General features: G+C 65.3%; 1 protein-coding gene. It reads right to left on the bottom strand.

The annotated features are described in order from the left end of the window. On the bottom strand, nucleotides 1-448 hold a 448-nt coding region (locus NZU74_20515; GenBank protein MCS6883712.1), incomplete at its 3' end, for a hypothetical protein. Between the last annotated feature and the right edge of the window lie 217 nt (nucleotides 449-665).

Genomic DNA, 665 nt, shown 5'->3' with positions numbered 1-665 from the left:
CGTAGGTGAAGGTGACCGCGCCCAGCACGCTCGCCGCCGGGCGCAATCGGCGTGAGCGCAGGAAGAGATAAAAGAAAAGCGACGTGAAGAGATAGTGGAGCGCCGTCTCCGCGACCAGCGCCTCGAGCGGGAAGTGGCCGTAGCCCATCAGGCGCAGCGCGGCGAAGGTCAGCCACTTGGGCGGATAGAAGGTCTGCGCCTGCGGGTCGGCGTGCAGCGGGTAGCCCGACCACAGGCAATCGGCCCATAGCGCCGGCCGGCCCTCCAGCGCCGCGCGGTAGCTCAAATCGCGGAACACGCCGAAGGTCTCGGAGAAGTCGCCCGGTTCGTACATCAGGCGGTCGGCGGGGTTGGGCGCGGCGAAGCGCCAGAAGAACAGCGCCCAAATCGCGATTAGGGCGAGGTACGGTAAAAATCGTGACAGGGTGAAGGGGCGACGGGGTGACAAAGCAATCCGAAATCCCAAATCCAAAATCCCAAATCCAAAATCTAAAATCCCCAATCCAATGGTAGCGCATCTTCTGGCAGGCGGTGTCCGGCCTCGGTCGCCGGCAGGCGCGCACCGGTATCCCAGCGATACCAGCCGAGGCGCACGCTCGCGGTCTCCGGCGGCAGGGAAAGCGGCACGTCCATCGGCACCGTCTCGCCCGCGTCCCAGAGCGAAG

It is taken from the genome of Chloroflexaceae bacterium, assembly GCA_025057155.1.
In the GTDB taxonomy this organism is placed as follows: Bacteria; Chloroflexota; Chloroflexia; order Chloroflexales; family Chloroflexaceae; genus JACAEO01.
The sequence above is the reverse complement of the archived record's forward strand: the minus strand, read 5'-3'. Positions and strand labels throughout refer to the sequence as shown.